Here is a 17550-nt window from a genome sequence, read left to right as displayed (position 1 = left end):
GTTCAGTGCTCGTTCTGTACGTCCAGGACAACCTGGTACAGGGCCTCGTTACTGCTGGCGGCACGCAGACGATCACGGACCTCTTTGCGATCGAGCATGCTGGCGATCTGGCGCAGCAGTTCCAGGTGCGCATCGGTGGCAGCTTCGGGCACCAGCAGGACGAACAGCAGGTCCACAGGTGCGCCATCGATGGCGTCGTAGTCGATCGGCGCCTCCAGGTGCAGCAGTGCGCTGACCGGGGCGGTGCATCCTTCGAGTCGGCAGTGGGGGATGGCGATGCCGTTGCCGAACCCGGTCGAACCGAGTTTTTCACGGGCGACCAGTTTTTCGAAGACGTCTTGCATCTCCAGCTCTGGCACTTGTTCGGCGATGACGGTGGCGACCTTTTCGAGGGCGCGCTTCTTACTGCCGCCCGGCACGTTCACGAGGGAACGGCCGGGGGTCAGGATGGTTTCAAGTCGGATCATGGATGAGGGGGATCAGCGGGCAGCTGCACCTTGCAGCAGGCTTTGCTGTTTTTCCTTGTGTTTTTTCAGTTGGCGGTCGAGCTTGTCGGCCAAGGCGTCGATCGCTGCATACATGTCTTCGTGTTCCGCGTTGGCTACCACTTCACCGCCCGGAATCTGCAGGGTCGCTTCGACCTTCTGCTGCAGCTTCTCGACCTTCATGATGACCTGCACGTTAGTGATCTTGTCGAAGTGACTTTCCACGCGGGCGAGCTTTTCAAGCACATAATCGCGCAGCGGCTGGGTGACTTCTACATGCTGTCCACTGATATTGACTTGCATACAGCTTCTCCTTTATTGCCCGTGCATAAAGAGGCAAGTCTTGCACCTGCCCCAAAAACGCTGTGGCACATACCAGGTGCTACATCAGTCGCTTGCGCTCGCTCGACGGTGCGATGCCGAGAGACTCGCGGTACTTGGCGACGGTGCGACGGGCTACCTGGATGCCTTGTGCCTCCAGTAAACCAGCGATCTTGCTGTCACTCAATGGCTTTTTCTGATTTTCCGCCGCAACCAGTTTCTTGATGATCGCGCGGATCGCTGTGGACGAGCATTCTCCGCCTTCAGCGGTGCTGACGTGGCTTGAGAAAAAGTATTTCAGTTCGTAGATGCCGCGGGGCGTGTGCATGTATTTTTGCGTGGTAACCCGCGAAATGGTCGACTCGTGCATGCCGACGGCTTCGGCGATGTCATGCAGGACCAACGGCTTCATCGCTTCGTCGCCATGGTCGAGGAAGCCGCGCTGATGCTCGACGATCTGCGTGGCCACTTTCATCAGGGTTTCGTTGCGGCTTTGCAGGCTCTTGATGAACCAGCGCGCTTCTTGCAGCTGATTGCGCATGAAGGTGTTGTCGGCGCTGGTGTCGGCGCGGCGGACAAAGCCTGCGTACTGCGGGTTGACGCGCAGGCGCGGGATGGCTTCCTGGTTCAGCTCCACCAGCCAGCGGTCGCTGTCCTTGCGCACGATGACGTCGGGCACGACGTACTCGGGCTCGCTCGATTCGATCTGCGAGCCAGGGCGCGGGTTGAGGCTTTGCACCAGCTCGATGACCTGGCGCAGCTCGTCTTCCTTGATCTTCATGCGCCGCATCAGCTGGCTGTAGTCGCGGCTGCCGAGCAGGTCGATGAAGTCGGTGACCAGGCGTTTGGCCTCGGCCATCCACGGCGTGCTGGCCGGTAGCTGGCGCAGTTGCAGCAGCAGGCATTCGCCCAGGTTGCGTGCGGCGATGCCGGCAGGCTCGAACTGCTGAATACGGTGCAGGACCGCTTCGACCTCATCCAGTTCGATATCCAGTTCGGGGTCGAAACCGGCGCAGATCTCTTCGAGGGTGTCTTCGAGGTAGCCCTGGCCATTGATGCTGTCGATCAGGGTGACGGCGATCAGGCGATCGGTGTCGGACATCGGCGCCAGGTTCAACTGCCACAGCAGGTGGCTTTGCAGGCTTTCGCCGGCCGATGTGCGGGTGGTGAAGTCCCACTCGTCGTCATCGTTGCTCGGCAGGCTGCTGGCGCTGGTCTGGTAGATGTCTTCCCAGGCGGTATCGACGGGCAGCTCGTTGGGGATTCGCTCGCTCCACTCGCCGTCTTCCAGGTTTTCGGCACTGTTGGTGCTTTCCTGGAAGCTGTTGTCCTGGACTTCGGCGGCCGGTTTGTTCTCGGCGTTATCGGCCATCGGGTCGCTGTTGTCGAAGTCCTCGCCGTCTTCCTGACGTTCGAGCATCGGGTTCGATTCCAGCGCTTCCTGGATTTCCTGTTGGAGGTCCAGGGTAGAGAGCTGGAGGAGGCGGATGGCCTGTTGCAACTGAGGAGTCATCGTCAGTTGCTGGCCCATTTTTAGGACGAGCGATGGTTTCATGGCAGGGGCTTAATACCTTGTTCGCCGGCGCGCATGCGCCATCCACTACACGAGGGCGCCGGAGCGCCAAATTCAAGCAAGTTTTATGCCTTAAATTGTAGCGTTTGCCTAGAGCACCGTAACAACTTAAACCCCGACAGGGTCGATTTGCCAGTGCTCCAGGTGCGTCCCGGGGTCAGAGCCGGAACTCGTGACCCAGGTAAACCTCTTTGACCAGTTCATTGGCCAGGATGGTCTCGGCGTCGCCTTCGGCGATCAGTCGGCCATCATTGACGATATAGGCGGTTTCGCAGATATCCAAGGTCTCACGCACGTTGTGGTCGGTAATCAGTACGCCGATCCCCTTGGCCTTGAGGTGGTGGATGATCTGCTTGATGTCACCGACGGAAATCGGGTCGACGCCCGCGAAGGGTTCGTCGAGCAGGATGAACTTCGGTGCGGTCGCCAGGGCGCGTGCGATCTCGACACGGCGGCGTTCGCCACCCGAGAGGCTCATGCCGAGGTTGTCGCGGATGTGGCTGATGTGGAACTCCTGCAGCAGGCTTTCCAGCTCCTTGCGGCGGCCGTCGCGGTCGAGCTCCTTGCGGGTCTCGAGGATCGCCATGATGTTGTCGGCCACCGACAGCTTGCGGAAGATCGAAGCTTCCTGCGGCAGGTAGCCGATACCGGCACGCGCGCGACCGTGCATGGGCTGGTGGCTGACATCGAGGTTGTCGATCAGCACGCGCCCTTGCTCAGCCTGGACCAGGCCGACGATCATGTAGAAGCAGGTGGTCTTGCCGGCGCCGTTGGGGCCGAGCAGGCCGACGATCTGGCCGCTGTCGATCGACAGGCTGACGTCGCGCACGACTTGCCGACCCTTGTAGCTCTTGGCCAGGTGCTGGGCTTTGAGGGTTGCCATTTACTCGGCCTTCTTCTTCGGCTGGATCACCATGTCGATGCGCTGACGTGGTTGAGTCACGTTGCCACCACGACCGGCGGTCGCAACCTGGGTCTTGGTGTTGTAGACGATCTTCTCGCCTTCAGTGGTGTTGCCTTCATTCTCGACCTTGGCGCGGTCGGTAAGGATCACCGTGTCTTTCTGCGCCTGGTATTGAATGGTCACGGCCCAGCCTTTCATCTTGTCCGGCTTGGCGGTGCTCTGCTGCTGTTCGAAGTAGGCCAGGTTGCCCACCGAGGTGACCACGTCGATGTCGCCATTGGCGGCGCGGGTCATGGTCACGGTGTTGCCTTTGATCATCATCGAGCCTTGGGTGATGATGACGTCACCGGTGTAGGTGGCCACGCCTTGCTTGTCGTCCAGGTGCGCGTTGTCGGCCTGGATGCGGATAGGCTGGTCACGGTCGGTCGGCAGTGCGAAGGCGCTCGCGCTTCCCAGTGCTGCGCTCAGGCTGAGCAAAAGGGGGAGGGTTTTAACGAGCCTCATACTGTCCTCTTACGTTAGAGAGCAGGTCCATCCTGCCTTCTTTCAAATACGCTTTCATTCCTTTGCCCGTGGTCGTGCCACCGGCGCCGTCGATTCTAACGGCTTGCTCGGTCTGCGCATATTGCTTCTGCGGGAATACGGTCATGCGTGAGCTGGTGATAATCGTTTCACGCTTCTTTTCGTCAGTGCGGGCAATGCGCACCTGGTCGATCAGCTCGACCTCGGTGCCGTCCGGGTTGACCTCGGCACGGACACTTTGCACGTGCCACGGGTACTCGGTGCCGCGGTACATGTGCAGGTCTGGCGTGGTCACCAGTGTGACCTCGGTGGCCGTCAGGTGTTCGACCTTGTCGGCGGTCATTTCGTACTGCAACTTGCCGTCGGGCAGGAACTGCACGCTGTGGGCATTGATCGCGTAGTAGTCGATGGCGCTCTCGTCGACCTGGGCCGTGGGCTGGTCGAGGAAGCTCTCGGGGCTGACATTCCAGTAGCCGATCGCCGCCAGCAGGGCGCCGATGGCCACGAGCAGCACAATATTGCGGGCTTTCTTGCTGAACATGAGCAGCCTTAAAGGTAATGTGCGTTGGCAGCGTCCAGGGTGCCCTGGGCCTGCATGATCAGTTCACAAAATTCACGCGCCGCGCCTTCACCGCCGCGGGCCTGGGTCACCCCGTGCGCATGTTGGCGAACGAAGGGGGCGGCGTTGGCCACCGCCATGCCCAGGCCGACCCGGCGGATCACCGGCAGGTCGGGCAGGTCGTCGCCCAGGTAGGCGACTTGTTCATAGCTTAGGCCGAGTTCGGCGAGCAAGCCGTCGAGTACCACCAATTTGTCCTCGCGGCCCTGGTACAGGTGCGGTATGCCGAGGTTTTTCGCACGGCGCTCGACCACCGGGGTTTTGCGCCCGCTGATGATTGCCGTGGTCACGCCCGATGCCATGAGCATCTTGATGCCCTGGCCGTCGAGGGTGTTGAAGGTCTTGAACTCGCTGCCGTCTTCGAGGAAGTACAGGCGGCCGTCGGTGAGCACGCCGTCAACGTCGAACACGGCAAGCTTGATGGCCTGGCCACGTTGAATCAAATCCTGGGTCATTTACATTACTCCGGCGCGCAACAGGTCGTGCATGTTCAGGGCGCCGGTCGGGCGGTCGTCCTGGTCGACCACCACCAGCGCGTTGATCTTGTGGTCTTCCATGATTTTCAGGGCCTCGGCGGCCAGCATTTCGGCGCGGGCGGTCTTGCCATGCACGGTCATCACCTGGTCGATCAAGGTGGTGTGCATGTCGATATTGCGGTCCAGGCTGCGGCGCAGGTCGCCGTCGGTGAAGATCCCGGCCAGTTTGCCGTCCGGTTCGAGGATCACGGTCATGCCCAGGCCTTTGCGTGACATTTCCAGTAGCGCATCCTTGAGCAGGGTGCCGCGTGCCACCTGGGGCAGTTCGGCGCCTGCGTGCATCACGTTCTCGACCTTGAGCAGCAGGCGGCGGCCAAGGGCGCCTCCGGGGTGCGAAAAGGCGAAGTCTTCGGCAGTGAAGCCACGGGCTTCGAGCAGGGCGATGGCCAGGGCGTCGCCCAACACCAGCGCTGCGGTGGTCGAAGAAGTGGGGGCCAGGTTCAGCGGGCAGGCCTCCTGGGTGACGCGGGCGTCGAGGTTGACCTCGGCAGCCTGGGCCAGGGGCGAATCGGCATTGCCGGTCAGGCTGATCAGTTGGATGCCGAGGCGCTTGATCAGCGGCAGCAAGGTGATGATTTCTGCAGTGCTGCCAGAATTGGACAGGGCCAGGATGACATCGTCCCGGGTGATCATGCCCATGTCGCCATGGCTGGCTTCAGCGGGGTGCACGAAGAACGCAGGCGTGCCGGTGCTGGCCAGGGTGGCGGCGATCTTGTTGCCGATATGCCCCGACTTGCCCATGCCGACCACCACGACCCGGCCCTTGCTGGCCAGAATCAGCTCGCAGGCCTTGACGAAGTTGGCGTCGATACGCGGCGCCAGGCTTTCCACGGCCTCGACTTCGAGGCGCAAGGTGCGCAGGGCGGACTGGATCAGCTCACTGGATTGGCTCATGTCGTCAAACAATGCCTGATGAAAAGGCGGCGATTATAGCCGCAATGGAAGAAAGCCTCATCCTTTCGATTGCCCGGCAAATGCCATGGAAGTCTGTCGTTGTGCTGAACGACACGCTCCATGGCCTTGGGGCCGCCCTGTCAGCGGTGCTATAGTTCGCCGCTATTCGGCCTGTCAGGGGCACGTGTGCCTTCACGATGAGGGCAAGCGTCCACTAGGACGAGGCTGCACTAGCAAGGAGTCTAGATGAGTGTGGATAGCGCCTACGCGGTCGAGTTGAAGGGAGTGACCTTCAAGCGCGGTTCGCGCAGCATTTTCAGCAATGTCGACATACGCATCCCGCGCGGCAAGGTCACCGGCATCATGGGGCCATCGGGTTGCGGCAAGACCACATTGCTACGCCTGATGGGTGCGCAACTGCGTCCGTCCAGCGGCGAGGTATGGGTAGCCGGGCAAAATCTGCCGACGCTGTCGCGCAGCGACCTGTTCGACGCGCGCAAGCAGATGGGCGTGCTGTTCCAGAGTGGCGCGCTGTTCACCGACCTCGATGTGTTCGAGAACGTGGCCTTCCCGCTGCGCGTGCACACCCAGCTGTCGGAAGAGATGATTCGCGACATCGTGTTGATGAAACTGCAGGCTGTCGGCCTGCGCGGTGCCATCGACCTGATGCCTGACGAACTGTCCGGTGGCATGAAGCGCCGGGTGGCGTTGGCGCGTGCAATCGCCCTGGACCCGCAGATCCTCATGTACGACGAACCGTTCGTCGGCCAGGACCCGATCGCCATGGGGGTACTGGTGCGCCTGATCCGCCTGCTCAACGATGCCTTGGGCATCACCAGCATCGTGGTTTCCCACGACCTGGCCGAAACCGCCAGCATTGCCGACTACATCTACGTGGTAGGGGATGGCCAGGTGCTGGGGCAGGGCACGCCCGACGAGCTGATGGGCTCGGACAACCCGCGTATTCGCCAGTTCATGAAAGGCGATCCGGATGGCCCGGTACCCTTCCACTTTCCCGCGCCTGATTACCGCGCCGACCTGCTGGGGGCGCGTTGATGCGCAGAAAATCCTTACTCGAACGTGTTCGCCTGTTCGGTCGCTCGGCGATCGACGTGCTGGCCGTGCTCGGGCGTTCCTGTCTGTTTCTGTTCCATGCGCTGATCGGGCGTGGCGGTATTGGCGGTGGCTTCCAGCTGCTGACCAAGCAGCTGTACTCGGTGGGCGTGCTGTCGCTGGCGATCATCGTCGTGTCCGGTGTGTTCATCGGCATGGTGCTGGCGCTGCAGGGGTACAGCATCCTGACCAAGTACGGCTCTGAACAGGCGGTCGGGCAGATGGTGGCCCTGACCCTGCTGCGTGAGCTCGGGCCGGTGGTGACCGCACTGTTGTTCGCCGGCCGCGCAGGTTCTGCGCTGACCGCCGAAATTGGCAACATGAAGTCCACCGAGCAGCTGTCGAGCCTGGAAATGATCGGCGTCGACCCGCTCAAGTACATCGTTGCGCCACGCCTATGGGCCGGTTTCATCTCGCTGCCGCTGCTGGCGCTGATCTTCAGCGTGGTCGGCATCTGGGGTGGGTCGTGGGTCGCCGTGGATTGGCTGGGCGTCTACGAGGGCTCGTTCTGGGCCAACATGCAGAACAGTGTTTCCTTCACCGACGACGTGCTGAACGGCTTGATCAAGAGCCTGGTGTTCGCCTTCGTCACCACCTGGATCGCCGTATTCCAGGGGTACGACTGTGAGCCCACCTCAGAAGGGATCAGCCGTGCCACCACCAAGACCGTGGTCTATGCCTCGTTGGCTGTCCTGGGTCTGGACTTTATTCTGACCGCCTTGATGTTTGGAGATTTCTGATGCAAAACCGCACCCTGGAAATCGGTGTCGGCCTGTTCCTCCTGGCCGGGATCCTGGCGCTGCTGCTGCTGGCCCTGCGAGTCAGCGGGCTGTCGGCCAGCCCGAGCAGCGATACCTATAAAGTTTATGCGTACTTCGACAATATCGCCGGTTTGACGGTCAGAGCTAAAGTGACCATGGCCGGTGTGACGATCGGCAAGGTCACCGCCATCGATCTGGACCGTGATTCCTACACCGGTCGGGTGACGTTGCAGCTGGACAAGACCGTCGACAACCTGCCGACCGATTCCACTGCTTCGATCCTGACCGCCGGGTTGCTGGGCGAGAAGTACATCGGCATCAGCGTGGGCGGCGAAGACGACGTGCTCAAGGATGGCGCGACCATCCACGACACCCAGTCGGCACTGGTGCTGGAAGATCTGATTGGCAAGTTCCTGCTCAACTCCGTTGGCAAGGAACCGAAAGAAGCGCAACCGGCTAATTAAGGAGTTTCCATGATTTCGATCCTGCGACGTGGCCTGCTGGTCCTGCTGGCGGCCTTCCCTTTGCTGACCGTGGCGGCGCAGACGCCTCACGATGTGGTGCAAGGCACGACCAACGAATTGCTTGGCGACCTCAAGGCCAACAAGGATCAGTACAAGTCCAACCCCAACGCCTTCTACGATGCGCTCAACCGCATCCTTGGCCCGGTGGTGGACGCTGACGGCATTTCCCGCAGCATCATGACCGTGAAGTATTCGCGCAAGGCCACGCCTGAGCAGATGCAGCGCTTCCAGGAGAACTTCAAGCGCAGCCTGATGCAGTTCTATGGCAACGCCCTGCTGGAATACAACAACCAGGGCATCGTCGTTGACCCGGCCAAGGCTGATGACGGCAAGCGTGCCAGCGTCGGCATGAAGGTGACCGGCAACAACGGCGCCGTGTACCCGGTGCAGTACACCCTGGAGAACATTGCCGGCGAGTGGAAGGTGCGTAACGTCATCGTCAACGGCATCAACATCGGCAAACTGTTCCGCGACCAGTTCGCCGATGCCATGCAGCGCAACGGCAACAACCTGGACAAGACCATCGATGGTTGGGCCGGTGAAGTGGCCAAGGCCAAGGAAACCGCCGATAAGTCGCCCGAGAAGGCAGTGCAATGAGTGAGGCTGGCGTAAGCATGGCCGAGCCGGGCGTACTGCGTTTGACCGGCGTGCTGGACTATCGCAGCGGCCCGGCCTTGCGCAAGCAAGGCAAGGCATTGATCGACGCCTCGCGCGAGCCGCACATGGTGCTGGATTGCTCGGCCGTGGCGAAGTCGTCCAGCGTCGGCCTGTCGCTGCTGCTGGCGTTTATCCGCGATGCCCAGGCGGCAGGCAAGGCCTTCGAAGTACGCGGTATGCCCGACGACATGCGGGAAATTGCCGGGGTTTATGACCTCGATGAAGTGCTGGCTACTTGATGGCAATGCACTGAAGGATGGCCCCTCGGTCAGCGCACGCCCTCAGTGGGCTTCGCAGGCGAGGGGCTTTTTTGTATGATGGCCGACCCGTGCGCATCGGGCGCCGATTGAGGTTGAGCATGCAGGCCGTAGAAGTTAAAAGCTTCCTTGAAGAAAAATTGCCGGGATCCCGGGTCGAAGTTGAAGGCGAAGGCTGCAACTTCCAATTGAACGTGATCAGCGACGAGTTGGCTGGCCTGAGCCCGGTCAAGCGTCAGCAGGCGATCTATGCTCACCTTAATCCCTGGATCGCCAATGGCAGCATCCATGCGGTAACCATGAAATTTTTCAGCAGCGCAGCCTGGGCTGAGCGCACCTGAGCCAACTTGGCGGCGAGACTCCAATGGACAAACTGATTATTACTGGCGGCGCTCGCCTTGACGGCGAGATCCGCATTTCGGGCGCGAAGAACGCGGCATTGCCGATTCTGGCGGCGACCCTGCTGGCTGACGGCCCGGTCACTGTGGCCAACCTGCCGCACCTGCACGACATCACCACCATGATCGAGCTGTTCGGGCGCATGGGCATCGAGCCTGTGATCGACGAGAAGCTGTCTGTGGAAATCGACCCACGCACCATCAAGACGCTGGTCGCGCCGTACGAGCTGGTCAAGACCATGCGCGCCTCGATCCTGGTGCTGGGCCCGATGGTTGCACGTTTCGGCGAGGCTGAAGTAGCCCTGCCTGGCGGTTGCGCCATCGGTTCGCGCCCTGTCGACCTGCACATCCGTGGCCTTGAAGCCATGGGTGCGAAGATCGAAGTCGAAGCTGGCTACATCAAGGCCAAGGCGCCTGAGGGTGGCCTGCGCGGTGCGCACTTCTTCTTCGACACCGTCAGCGTGACCGGTACCGAGAACATCATGATGGCCGCTGCCCTGGCCAAAGGCCGCAGCGTGCTGCAAAACGCTGCCCGTGAACCTGAAGTGGTCGACCTGGCCAACTTCATCAACGCCATGGGCGGCAATGTTCAGGGCGCTGGCACCGACACCATCACCATCGAAGGCGTCGAGCGTCTGCACTCGGCCACTTACCGCGTCATGCCCGACCGTATCGAAACCGGTACCTACCTGGTCGCCGCAGCCGTCACCGGCGGCCGCGTCAAGGTCAAGGACACCGACCCGACCATCCTTGAAGCGGTACTGGAAAAACTCAAGGAAGCGGGCGCCGACATCACCACCGGTGAAGACTGGATCGAGCTGGACATGCACGGCAAGCGGCCCAAGGCTGTCAACCTGCGTACCGCGCCGTACCCAGCGTTCCCGACCGACATGCAGGCGCAGTTCATCTCGCTCAACGCCATCGCCGAAGGCACTGGCGCGGTGATCGAGACGATCTTCGAAAACCGCTTCATGCACGTCTACGAAATGCACCGCATGGGCGCGCAGATCCAGGTCGAAGGTAACACCGCCATCGTCACCGGCGTCAAGACGCTGAAGGGCGCGCCAGTCATGGCCACCGACCTGCGTGCTTCCGCCAGCCTGGTACTGTCGGCGCTGGTGGCCGAAGGCGATACGCTGATCGATCGCATCTACCACATCGACCGTGGTTACGAGTGCATCGAGGAAAAACTGCAGATGCTGGGCGCCAAGATCCGCCGCGTACCGGGTTAATAGCCCACAGGCGCACGATGTGGGAGCGGGCTTGTCCCGCGAAGGAGGCACTGCGGTGTATGGCACCGGCGTTGCCGGTGTTCGCGGGGCTAGCCCGCTCCCACACACGAATTGAATGAGGTCGGGCCTAGGCCCGGCCGGCAGTAGCCGCTTAAGGACCGACGTTTCCCATGTTGACCATCGCGCTATCCAAAGGCCGAATTCTCGACGATACCCTGCCATTGCTGGCCGAGGCCGGTATCGTGCCGACCGAGAACCCGGACAAGAGCCGTAAACTGATCATCCCCACCACGCAGGACGACGTGCGCCTGCTGATCGTGCGTGCCACTGACGTGCCGACCTACGTCGAGCATGGCGCCGCCGACCTCGGTGTGGCTGGCAAGGACGTGCTGATGGAGTACGGCGGCCAGGGCCTGTACGAGCCGCTGGACCTGCAGATTGCCTGCTGCAAGCTGATGACCGCTGGCGTGGTCGGCGCACCTGAACCCAAGGGCCGTCTGCGCGTGGCCACCAAGTTCGTCAACGTCGCCAAGCGTTATTACGCCGAGCAGGGCCGTCAGGTCGACATCATCAAGCTGTATGGCTCGATGGAGCTGGCCCCCCTGATCAACCTTGCCGACAAGATCATCGACGTGGTCGACACCGGCAATACCCTGCGCGCCAATGGCCTGGAACCCCAGGAAATGATCGCCACGATCAGCTCCCGCCTGGTGGTCAACAAAGCATCGATGAAGATGCAGCACGCCCGTATCCAGAGCCTGATCGACACCCTGCGCAAGGCCGTCGAATCGCGACACCGCGGCTGACTCCTGCGCGCGACCTCCGCTGTCGCGCCCGTCTATCCGCGTCATAGCCACTTTTCTCGGGTGCCCGCGCGGATGGACTGGTAGCCTAGGGCGCCTGAGCATTCGCTAATAATCGAGGCCCTCGCCATGACCGTGTCCACTGCAATTGCCCGTCTCAACGCCGCTGATCCGGATTTCGCCCGACATCTGGATCATCTGCTGAGCTGGGAAAGTGTGTCCGATGACGCGGTCAACCAGCGCGTGCTCGACATCATCAAGGCCGTTCGCGAACGCGGCGATGCGGCGCTGGTGGAGTTCACCCAGCGCTTCGATGGTGTCGATGCTAAGTCCATCGATGACCTGATTCTTGGCCGTGAACGCCTTGAGCTTGCCCTGACGCGCATTACCGACACCCAACGTGCAGCCCTGGAAAAAGCCGCCGAGCGCGTGCGCATTTACCACGAGCGGCAGAAGCAGGATTCCTGGCAGTACACCGAAGCCGACGGCACCGTGCTGGGCCAGAAGGTCACACCGTTGGACCGCGCTGGCCTGTACGTACCGGGTGGCAAGGCGTCATACCCGTCCTCGGTACTGATGAACGCCATTCCCGCCAAGGTCGCGGGAGTGACCGAAGTGGTCATGGTGGTGCCGACCCCGCGTGGCGAGGTCAACGAACTGGTGCTGGCCGCTGCCTGCATCGCCGGTGTCGACCGTGTGTTCACCGTGGGTGGCGCACAGGCCGTCGCCGCGCTGGCCTATGGCACCGAGAGCGTGCCGCAGGTGGACAAGATCGTCGGCCCGGGCAACATCTATGTCGCCACCGCCAAGCGCCACGTGTTCGGCCAGGTCGGCATCGACATGATCGCCGGCCCGTCGGAAATTCTCGTGGTGTGTGACGGCCAGACCGACCCGGACTGGATCGCCATGGACCTGTTCTCCCAGGCCGAGCACGACGAAGACGCCCAGGCCATCCTGGTCAGCCCGGACGCTGAGTTCCTCGATCGCGTTGCCGCCAGCATCGACAAGCTGCTGCCGACCATGGAACGCGCCGAGATCATCGAGAAATCGGTCAATGGCCGCGGCGCGCTGATCCAGGTGCGTGACATGCAGCAGGCCATCGACGTGGCCAACCGCATCGCTCCTGAGCACTTGGAGCTGTCAGTCGCCGACCCGCAGGCCTGGTTGCCGCAGATTCGCCACGCCGGTGCGATCTTCATGGGCCGCCACACCAGTGAAGCACTGGGTGACTACTGCGCAGGCCCCAACCACGTGTTGCCAACTTCCGGCACCGCGCGCTTTTCGTCGCCACTGGGGGTGTATGACTTCCAGAAGCGTTCGTCGATCATCTTCTGCTCCGAGCAGGGCGCATCCGAGCTGGGCCACACCGCGTCTGTCCTGGCCCGTGGCGAGTCGCTGACCGCCCACGCCCGCAGTGCTGAATACCGTATCCTGACCCAAGAGAAGGGGAACTGAGCATGAGTCGATTCTGGAGCCCCTTCGTCAAGGACCTGGTGCCTTACGTGCCGGGCGAGCAACCCAAGCTGGCCCGCCTGGTCAAGCTCAACACCAACGAGAACCCCTATGGCCCGTCGCCCAAGGCGCTGGAAGCCATGCGCGGCGAGCTGAACGACAACCTGCGCCTGTACCCGGACCCGAACGGTGACCGGCTCAAGCAGGCGGTGGCCGAGTACTACGGCGTCACCCCGGGGCAGGTGTTTGTCGGCAACGGTTCGGACGAGGTGCTGGCGCACATCTTCCACGGCCTGTTCCAGCACGATGCACCGCTGCTGTTCCCGGACATCAGCTACAGCTTCTATCCGGTGTACTGCGGCCTGTATGGCATTGCCTACGAGCAAGTGGCGCTGGACGAGCAGTTCCAGATCCGCGTCGAGGACTACAAAAAGCCGAATGCCGGGATCATCTTCCCTAACCCGAATGCGCCGACCGGCTGCCTGATGCCGCTGCAAGCGGTCGAGCAACTGCTGCAGGGCAACCCGGATTCGGTGGTGGTGGTGGATGAGGCCTACATCGACTTTGGTGGCGAGACGGCCATCAGCCTGGTAGACCGCTACGACAACCTGCTGGTGACCCAGACGTTGTCCAAGTCCCGTTCGCTGGCTGGCCTGCGCGTTGGCTTGGCAGTGGGCCACCCGGACCTGATCGAAGCGCTGGAGCGGATCAAGAACAGCTTCAACTCCTACCCGCTGGACCGTGCGGCGATCGTCGGTGCAGCCGTGGCGTTCGAAGACCGTGCTTACTTCGAAGAAACCTGCCGCAAGGTGATCGACAGCCGTGAAGTGCTGGTCGAGCAACTGACGGCCAAAGGCTTCGAGGTACTGCCCTCGGCGGCCAACTTCATCTTCGCCCGTCACCCGCAGCAGGATGCGGCCGAGTTGGCGGCTCGCTTGCGTGAGCAAGGCGTGATCGTGCGGCACTTCAAGCAGGCGCGGATTGCCCAGTTCCTGCGGATTACCATCGGTACGCCGGAAATGAACCAGGCGTTGCTTGATGCGCTGAACTGATCAAGGCGGGCTCACGTAGCCGCCTGCTTCGATCTGACCCCGCCTGGCACTGATTGCCAGGCGGGGTTTTTGCTTTCAGGGCTGAACCTGGCTCTCAATAGGCGATTCCCTCGATGCTGTACGGCATGCCGGCAGGCCTGTTGCGTACGGCTGTCGGGGTGCCATCGAGTAGCAGCACATAGTCGTTGACGTCATCCATACCGTCCGGGTCGGTCCACTGCTCGGCCCCAGCCGGTACTTGTGCAACCACATGCCCGTTCTTGAGGATGGTCACGTAGCCCTTGGCGGTACTGTGCCAGCGCAGGCGGGCAGTGGCTTCATCGGCCCTTGCTTTGCGAGCGCCCGTGTTACCGAGCAGGGGTGTGCCGTCGAGCAGCCATTGCGGCTCTAGTGCCACGCCCATGTGGCGCAGGACGGTGGGTGCCACTGAGGTCTGCGCAGGCAGACGGTACAGGTTGTTTGGCCCTGGGTTTTCTTTCGGAATGCTGGGCTGGGTCAGTTCTTTGTTCAGCGGTTTATTGCTGGCGATGAAGATGGTCTTTTCCTGTTCTGTGACGCCGCCATGGCCTTTGCCCCAATAGTCGCGGCCATGGTCCGTGCTGACAATCACCAACCAGTCTTCACGCAGATGGCGGCGGCTGCGTAGGTCGACCGCGTCCAGCAGTTCCCCCACTTGGTTGTCGGCCTTTCGCAGTGCCAGCTGGTAGCGGTTGTCGAAGCCACCGTTGTGGCCGGCTTCATCAGGTTCGCCCAGCTGGATGAAGGTGAAGTCGGCGGGCGTGGTGTCGAGTATCTGCAGCGCCCGCGCGATGACGTTATCGTCGGATAGGCCACTCTCGCGTACGTCGTTGCCGTGGGCGTCCTCGAGCAGGAACGCGGTGTTGATCGGCGACCAGTTCACCACACTGGACAGGTAGGCGGTGGGCAGCGCCTGGCGCAGCCGTTTGAACAGGCTGGGGAAGGCCGGGGAGACCCGCAGCGACTCGGCATTCGAGCCAACGCCATGCTTGTTGCTCCAGACCCCGGTGAGCAGGGTGACCCAGCCAGGGCCGCTGAGCGTTGGTTGTTCGCTGGCCTTGCCGGTGATGCCGCCGGTGTAGGCGCTGCCGTAATACAGGCGTTGCTGCAGATTGCTGGCGTCGCCCAATGCTTCGTAACGGTCGAGTTGCACGCCTTCGATACCGATGATCAGGGTTTTCGGTTGGCGCGCAGGCTGCGCCGGGTCGCAAGCTGCCAGCAGCGTCAGTGTCATCAGAAGCAGGGCTGATAATCGCATGAAGGGGCATCCGGGAACGGTAGAGCGAGCGTTGCAATAAAGCGTGCTGCTCACAACTGGCAGAAATACCAGGTGGTTTGCTGTTCAGAGGGCTTTCCATTAGGCTGCAGCAATTCATCGGATGATTGGTTGAATGTAATGAGCGTAGAGCTGACCAAGCGTTCCCTGGTCGAACTTGCCGTGGAGCGCATGCGCGAGCGCATCCTCAACGGCGACTGGCAGGTAGGGCAGCGCCTGCCGACTGAGCCGGAGCTGGCCCAGGAATTGGGCATCAGCCGCAATACCGTGCGTGAGGCCATGCGCGTGCTGGCGTTCAGCGGTCTGGTGGAAATACGGCAGGGCGATGGCAGTTACCTGCGCACCGCCCAGGACCCGTTGATGGCGGTACAGGCGATGTCCCGCTGCACCCCCGAGCAGGCGCGGGAGACTCGCCATATCCTCGAAGCCGAGGCCATCGGCCTGGCGGCGCTGCGCCGCACCGACGCCGACCTGCACGGGTTGCGTGAAGCCCTTGCGGGCAGCGCCGGGCATTTTCACGGTGACATCGATGCGTATGTGAGCTGCGACCTGGTGTTTCACCAGCGCTTGGTGGATGCCGCCCACAACCCGGCATTGAGTGAGTTGTACCGGTACTTTTCCGGCGTGGTGGCCGCTGCGCTGCAGCACAACATGACCACTGTTCCGCGCTGCCAGTCCACGTTCGATCTGCACGGGGAAATCCTCGACGCCATCGAACAACGTGATTCGGAGCGGGCCAAGCGCCTGAGCCGGACCCTCATCGAATCCTGACCACGAGAAGCCCATGGCTGAATCAATGACCCGTAGCAACCCGCCCGGCGAGCGGGAACTCGACGAACTGCTGATCGACGCCGAAGCCGATGACGAGCAGGTGCAGCAACAGCCTGTGCTGCTGCGCCGGCCCTGGCTGTTGCTGCTGGGCCTGGTATTGGTGGCGCTGAACCTGCGGCCGGCCTTGTCGAGCATGGCGCCGGTGCTGGGCCTGGTGTCCGAAGGCCTGGGTTTGAGCGCCTCGCAGGCTGGCTTGCTGACCACCTTGCCGGTGCTGTGCCTGGGCCTGTTCGCGCCACTGGCGCCGGTGCTGGCGCGGCGTTTTGGCAGTGAGCGGGTGATCCTCGGCATTCTCCTGACCTTGGCCTTGGGCATTGTAGTGCGCAGTGCCTTTGGGGTGGCCGGGGTGTTCCTGGGCAGCCTCATGGCCGGCGCCAGCATTGGCATTATCGGCGTGCTGTTGCCGGGCATCGTCAAGCGCGACTTCCCACAGCATGCCGGCACCTTGACCGGGGTCTACACCATGGCGCTGTGCCTGGGGGCGGCCATGGCGGCCGGTGCCACGGTGCCCCTGGCCCAGCACTACGAAGGCAACTGGGCGCTGGGGCTGGGCTTCTGGGCCGTGCCGGCACTGTTGGCCATGTTGGTCTGGCTGCCGCAGGCGCGCCAGGGGCATGGCCTGCACAAGGTTGCCTATCGAGTGCGTGGCCTGTGGCGTGACCCACTGGCCTGGCAGGTGACCTTGTACATGGGCCTGCAATCGTCGCTGGCCTATATCGTTTTCGGTTGGTTGCCTTCGATTCTGATGGGTCGTGGTCTGAGCCCAACCGAGGCGGGGCTGGTGCTGTCGGGCTCGGTGATCGTGCAATTGATCAGCTCGCTCAGTGCGCCCTGGCTGGCCACGCGCGGCAAGGACCAGCGCTTGGCCATCGTAATTGTCATGCTGGTGACCCTGGCCGGGCTGTTTGGCTGCCTGTATGCGCCTATTTCCGGGCTGTGGGGGTGGGCGGTGCTGCTGGGCCTGGGGCAGGGCGGGACGTTTGCCCTGGCATTGACGTTGATCGTGCTGCGCTCCAAAGACGCCCATGTGGCGGCGAATTTGTCGAGCATGGCGCAAGGGGTGGGCTACACACTGGCGTCGATGGGGCCGTTTGCGGTGGGGGTGGTGCATGACCTGACCGGTGGCTGGGCGGCACTGGGGTGGATCTTTGCCGTGCTAGGCCTGGGTGCCATTGTTTTCGGGCTTGGGGCTGGGCGGGCGTTGCATGTGCAGGTGACCAGCGAAAAAGTCTGAGACTGATTGTGCCAGTGCCGGCCCATTCGCGGGACAAGCCCGCTCCCACAGGAGCCCGCAGTGCCTGAAAGCCCTGCCATCCTGTGGG

General features: G+C 62.3%; 21 protein-coding genes. 12 read left to right on the top strand and 9 right to left on the bottom strand.

Annotated features, from left to right (window positions below; genetic code table 11):
- Positions 1 to 2: 2 nt before the first annotated feature.
- The 8 genes from ptsN to OO306_RS16950 form a co-directional block, all read right to left on the bottom strand.
- Positions 3 to 467 (bottom strand): PTS IIA-like nitrogen regulatory protein PtsN, encoded by a 465-nt coding sequence (ptsN, locus tag OO306_RS16985; RefSeq protein ID WP_027595605.1) that lies wholly within the window; start codon positions 465 to 467, stop codon positions 3 to 5.
- A gap of 12 nt (positions 468 to 479) precedes the next feature.
- A complete protein-coding gene (gene raiA, locus OO306_RS16980; protein WP_003255135.1) occupies positions 480 to 788 on the bottom strand; it encodes a ribosome-associated translation inhibitor RaiA in 309 nt (102 codons plus the stop codon).
- A gap of 79 nt (positions 789 to 867) precedes the next feature.
- Entirely contained in the window at positions 868 to 2361 is a 1494-nt protein-coding gene (locus tag OO306_RS16975) for an RNA polymerase factor sigma-54 (RefSeq protein ID WP_027595606.1), read from the bottom strand.
- Positions 2362 to 2536: 175 nt separating this feature from the next.
- Positions 2537 to 3262: an LPS export ABC transporter ATP-binding protein gene (lptB, locus tag OO306_RS16970; protein ID WP_027595607.1), complete on the bottom strand. Its 726-nt coding sequence runs from the start codon at positions 3260 to 3262 to the stop codon at positions 2537 to 2539.
- Complete coding sequence (lptA, locus tag OO306_RS16965; protein WP_027595608.1) at positions 3263 to 3787, bottom strand: lipopolysaccharide transport periplasmic protein LptA; 525 nt, start codon at positions 3785 to 3787, stop codon at positions 3263 to 3265.
- Positions 3774 to 4346, bottom strand: a complete 573-nt coding sequence (gene lptC / locus OO306_RS16960) for an LPS export ABC transporter periplasmic protein LptC (RefSeq protein WP_027595609.1) — start codon at positions 4344 to 4346, stop codon at positions 3774 to 3776. Before lptC ends, lptA begins: the two co-directional genes overlap by 14 nt.
- An 8-nt stretch (positions 4347 to 4354) precedes the next feature.
- A complete protein-coding gene (locus tag OO306_RS16955; RefSeq protein ID WP_027595610.1) occupies positions 4355 to 4879 on the bottom strand; it encodes an HAD family hydrolase in 525 nt (174 codons plus the stop codon).
- A complete protein-coding gene (locus OO306_RS16950; RefSeq protein WP_027595611.1) occupies positions 4880 to 5854 on the bottom strand; it encodes a KpsF/GutQ family sugar-phosphate isomerase in 975 nt (324 codons plus the stop codon).
- Between the two features lie 246 nt (positions 5855 to 6100).
- Here OO306_RS16950 and OO306_RS16945 point away from each other — a divergent pair, with 246 nt between their 5' ends.
- The 10 genes from OO306_RS16945 to hisC all read left to right on the top strand — a co-directional run bounded on the left by OO306_RS16945 (position 6101) and on the right by hisC (position 14103).
- Complete coding sequence (locus OO306_RS16945) at positions 6101 to 6910, top strand: ATP-binding cassette domain-containing protein (protein ID WP_016501329.1); 810 nt, start codon at positions 6101 to 6103, stop codon at positions 6908 to 6910.
- Positions 6910 to 7707 carry a lipid asymmetry maintenance ABC transporter permease subunit MlaE gene (mlaE, locus tag OO306_RS16940; RefSeq protein WP_027595612.1) on the top strand — a complete coding sequence of 266 codons (798 nt, stop codon included), beginning with the start codon at positions 6910 to 6912 and terminating at the stop codon, positions 7705 to 7707. Before OO306_RS16945 ends, mlaE begins: the two co-directional genes overlap by 1 nt.
- Positions 7707 to 8192, top strand: coding sequence for an outer membrane lipid asymmetry maintenance protein MlaD (mlaD, locus tag OO306_RS16935; protein ID WP_027595613.1), 486 nt, complete (start codon positions 7707 to 7709; stop codon positions 8190 to 8192). The genes mlaE and mlaD overlap by 1 nt, the downstream gene beginning before the upstream one ends.
- 9 nt (positions 8193 to 8201) lie before the next feature.
- A complete protein-coding gene (locus OO306_RS16930; RefSeq protein WP_186675639.1) occupies positions 8202 to 8849 on the top strand; it encodes a phospholipid-binding protein MlaC in 648 nt (215 codons plus the stop codon).
- Entirely contained in the window at positions 8846 to 9148 is a 303-nt protein-coding gene (locus tag OO306_RS16925) for a lipid asymmetry maintenance protein MlaB (RefSeq protein ID WP_027595615.1), read from the top strand. The genes OO306_RS16930 and OO306_RS16925 overlap by 4 nt, the downstream gene beginning before the upstream one ends.
- A gap of 119 nt (positions 9149 to 9267) precedes the next feature.
- On the top strand, positions 9268 to 9507 hold the full coding sequence (locus OO306_RS16920) for a BolA family protein (protein ID WP_003255121.1): 240 nt from the start codon (positions 9268 to 9270) through the stop codon (positions 9505 to 9507).
- Between the two features lie 23 nt (positions 9508 to 9530).
- On the top strand, positions 9531 to 10796 hold the full coding sequence (gene murA, locus OO306_RS16915; RefSeq protein WP_099428396.1) for a UDP-N-acetylglucosamine 1-carboxyvinyltransferase: 1266 nt from the start codon (positions 9531 to 9533) through the stop codon (positions 10794 to 10796).
- 170 nt (positions 10797 to 10966) lie between these two features.
- Positions 10967 to 11602 carry an ATP phosphoribosyltransferase gene (hisG, locus tag OO306_RS16910; protein ID WP_033701084.1) on the top strand — a complete coding sequence of 212 codons (636 nt, stop codon included), beginning with the start codon at positions 10967 to 10969 and terminating at the stop codon, positions 11600 to 11602.
- A gap of 126 nt (positions 11603 to 11728) precedes the next feature.
- A complete protein-coding gene (hisD, locus tag OO306_RS16905; protein ID WP_027595618.1) occupies positions 11729 to 13054 on the top strand; it encodes a histidinol dehydrogenase in 1326 nt (441 codons plus the stop codon).
- Between the two features lie 2 nt (positions 13055 to 13056).
- Positions 13057 to 14103 carry a histidinol-phosphate transaminase gene (hisC, locus tag OO306_RS16900; RefSeq protein WP_027595619.1) on the top strand — a complete coding sequence of 349 codons (1047 nt, stop codon included), beginning with the start codon at positions 13057 to 13059 and terminating at the stop codon, positions 14101 to 14103.
- A 94-nt stretch (positions 14104 to 14197) separates the two neighbouring features.
- Here hisC and OO306_RS16895 read toward each other — a convergent pair whose 3' ends face one another.
- Positions 14198 to 15379 carry an alkaline phosphatase family protein gene (locus tag OO306_RS16895; RefSeq protein WP_265969407.1) on the bottom strand — a complete coding sequence of 394 codons (1182 nt, stop codon included), beginning with the start codon at positions 15377 to 15379 and terminating at the stop codon, positions 14198 to 14200.
- A 138-nt stretch (positions 15380 to 15517) separates the two neighbouring features.
- On the opposite strand from OO306_RS16895, the gene OO306_RS16890 reads away from it, so the two are divergent.
- Positions 15518 to 16168, top strand: a complete 651-nt coding sequence (locus tag OO306_RS16890) for a FadR/GntR family transcriptional regulator (protein ID WP_099453009.1) — start codon at positions 15518 to 15520, stop codon at positions 16166 to 16168.
- Between the two features lie 13 nt (positions 16169 to 16181).
- A complete protein-coding gene (locus tag OO306_RS16885) occupies positions 16182 to 17462 on the top strand; it encodes an MFS transporter (RefSeq protein WP_265969406.1) in 1281 nt (426 codons plus the stop codon).
- Positions 17463 to 17550 lie beyond the last annotated feature (88 nt).

The sequence above is a fragment of the Pseudomonas sp. DCB_AW genome (assembly GCF_026240895.1).
GTDB lineage: Bacteria > Pseudomonadota > Gammaproteobacteria > Pseudomonadales > Pseudomonadaceae > Aquipseudomonas > Aquipseudomonas kermanshahensis.
The sequence above is the reverse complement of the archived record's forward strand: the minus strand, read 5'-3'. Positions and strand labels throughout refer to the sequence as shown.